The following is a 2,434-nucleotide window of genomic DNA, read 5'->3' as shown; positions in this document are numbered from 1 at the left end:
GGGGTGACCTTGTCCGCCGGGCAGCTCACCAGGATGTTGAAGTTGGCGTAGACCAGCAGGGAGCTGTCCACGGCAAGCCGCTCCAGCACTTTCTCAATGTCGGCCTTGGCTATACGGTTACTCGGGTCGGGCATGGAGCCGTGCCGTTTGGCCTTGGCCTGCAATTTGCGGAGAAGCTTCCGTTGGCCGGGTATCTGCACCACCTGGTTGTACACCACGCAGTCCGCATGTGGAACGCTTGTCAGGAACGAGAAAAGGTCGGTGGCGATGGGATATCCGTTGACGGAAGCCTGCGTGTACGGCTTGATGCGTGACGGCAGGTTTATCTCGTCGATATCCACAAGCGGATAGGAGCGCACCACGCGGCCGCCCACCTTCAAGTATTCGTCCGAAGCCTTGAAGTTGGTCATGGAGAACGGGCCGTGGCGGAAGCGGAAGGCCATGAAGCGGTGGCAATACTCGTCCACCTCCTCCTTTGCCAGCCGCCTGTGGCGGATGTGCTTTTCGTTCAGGATGTCCTCCGCCTTGCTTACCTTGGCATGGAACTCCGTCCACTTCTTCGGGTCGTACTGCACGAACTGGCCGCGCTGCGCCTCCTGCGTGATGACAAGGTACGTGCGTATCTCGGTGAACTCCCTTCCCTCGAAGTAGCGGAAGTAGCTCCGCGTCAGGAACTCCGCATCCTCCGGCACATCGTGGTGATAGGACTGTTTGCAGAAGATGTCCTGCTTCTGCAAGGCGTAGCCTTCGCCGAGCGTCTGCACGAGGTTGGAGAGCACGTCCTGGAAGCGCAGGTACTGCTCCGAGTCCGTGCATAGCTGCTGCACGGGATTGGCCATTTCGAATATGACCGAAGGATCGCCCCTGGCGGAAAAGAGGACGGCATGGCCGTCCGTCTCTTCCAGCTGGGAGTAAAGCCCCTCGAATGCCCGTTTCCTGTTCTGTGCCATTGGTTGCTTTCTGTTTGTTGGTTTTTCAATTCGTTTTTCAATCCGTCTTCCGGATGTTCTTATAGACGTAGATGCCCTTCGCCCGTTTCTTGTTGTGCAGTCCGCTGCGTTGCTTGACGAAGATGGTGGCCAGCCCTGCGGCGGCCATCACCAGCATGGCGATGAACCCGGCAAGTTTTCCAAGGGCGATGGAGAAGACGATGAATCCCACGAAGGACACGCCTATGGCCACCGCCGCCAGTGTGAGGAAGCGGCCGCGGATGCCCATGAACTCTAAAGGCTTCTGGAGTCCCTTGAACACGGGAAAACCGTCTTGATTACTCTTATTCTCTTCCATGATTTACGTGAAGAAGAGTGGCAAAGCCTCTGACAATGCGATGAACGCGATACAACCGCCGATGGTCAGCATGATGGTCTTCTTGACGTCCTGGTCGCCGTTCTGCATCTTGAAATAGACATTGAACGCACCTACGAGGACGATGACCGCCGCAATGGCTTTCATGAGGTTGGAGACGGGAGTCTGGTAGGAGCTTACTTCCTGCGTGGCCTTGGTGAAGCCTGCCGCTCCCTTGCTTCCGGCCATTGCATCGCCGGCGGCGAGGGTGAGCGCCACGAGGGCGAGCGTGCCCTTCCGGGCGAACGCTGACTGTTTGAAACGGACGAATGCACGTAGGCATTTTCTTTTTAGTGTCTGCATTTCTTTAATCATTAAATAGTTGTTTCATCGCCAAAGGAACAGGAGTCGCTAAAGGAACGTGTATTTGCTCACCTTGCGTTCTCGCAGGTGTATATGACAAGGCCGAGGTCGCTTGTGCCGGTTTCCGCCAGCCTGTCGATTTCATGGATGAGGTCGTCCACAAGGATGCCGTCGGTCATGATGGCCTCACGGTAGCCGGGGCGGCGGAAGTCTTTTCCTTGTCGAGGGTCTGGTTCGGATTGCCCGTGGTTAACCGCTTCTTCTTTCTTCTCCTCGTCCCTGCTGACTCTGGTCGGACGGAAGCTCCTTGCCTCGTCCGATATGTCTATCTCTTCTTCCGTATGGTTCTCCTTTTCCGCGTTCCGGGCCGCCTGCGCTTTCCTGATGTCCGTGAAGATGAGGAAGGCGTAATAGCAGGCCATTGCCACGAAAAGGATAAAAACGATTTGTCCGTACTGCATGGCTATATGGCATTGGATAATGGTGTATTGTCTTCGGGAAAAGGCAGAAAGGATAGTCCAAGTCTAGTGGCCTTGGCTTCCAGCCGGGCTTTCCGGCATGTGGCTTCGGTGAAGTACAGTATGTTCCTGTGTACGCCGGTGATGTATCCGTTGGCTTTCAGCCTGGAGCGTATCCTGACCTTGGCGCGGTGTGAGATAACCTTGAGGCGTGTGAGGGGGTCAAGACCGAATACAGCCCTGCGCCGTTCGCGGCGTACCAGCTCATTGCGGACACGGGACGACATCGCGTAACCCTTTGCCTTGCTCCGGCTCAGCCCCAGCTTGCG

General features: G+C 56.5%; 3 protein-coding genes and 2 pseudogenes. All 5 read right to left on the bottom strand.

Annotated elements, in window-relative coordinates; genetic code table 11:
• Window positions 1–950, bottom strand: a pseudogene (locus H6B30_RS15870) (TraG family conjugative transposon ATPase); the annotation flags it as partial.
• A gap of 37 nt (window positions 951–987) precedes the next feature.
• Window positions 988–1,287 (bottom strand): DUF4133 domain-containing protein, encoded by a 300-nt coding sequence (locus H6B30_RS15865; protein WP_087207494.1) that lies wholly within the window; start codon window positions 1,285–1,287, stop codon window positions 988–990.
• Window positions 1,288–1,290: 3 nt separating this feature from the next.
• Complete coding sequence (locus tag H6B30_RS15860; protein ID WP_087207590.1) at window positions 1,291–1,647, bottom strand: DUF4134 domain-containing protein; 357 nt, start codon at window positions 1,645–1,647, stop codon at window positions 1,291–1,293.
• Window positions 1,648–1,715: 68 nt separating this feature from the next.
• Window positions 1,716–2,108 carry a hypothetical protein gene (locus tag H6B30_RS15855; RefSeq protein WP_087249858.1) on the bottom strand — a complete coding sequence of 131 codons (393 nt, stop codon included), beginning with the start codon at window positions 2,106–2,108 and terminating at the stop codon, window positions 1,716–1,718.
• Window positions 2,109–2,110: 2 nt separating this feature from the next.
• A pseudogene (locus H6B30_RS15850) lies at window positions 2,111–2,434 on the bottom strand (MarR family transcriptional regulator); the annotation flags it as partial.

Origin of the sequence: Marseilla massiliensis, from assembly GCF_016899955.1 — a bacterium.
Classification (GTDB): domain Bacteria; phylum Bacteroidota; class Bacteroidia; order Bacteroidales; family Bacteroidaceae; genus Prevotella; species Prevotella intestinigallinarum.
Note: the sequence above shows the minus strand (reverse complement) of the source record. Positions and strands in the feature narration are given on the sequence as shown.

What these genes read in the sequence shown, in the direction of transcription:
- H6B30_RS15860 (WP_087207590.1), bottom strand. Translation starts at nt 1,647, where the DNA reads ATGCAGACACTAAAAAGAAAATGCCTACGTGCATTCGTCCGTTTCAAA.
- H6B30_RS15855 (WP_087249858.1), bottom strand. Translation starts at nt 2,108, where the DNA reads ATGCAGTACGGACAAATCGTTTTTATCCTTTTCGTGGCAATGGCCTGC.
- H6B30_RS15865 (WP_087207494.1), bottom strand. Translation starts at nt 1,287, where the DNA reads ATGGAAGAGAATAAGAGTAATCAAGACGGTTTTCCCGTGTTCAAGGGA.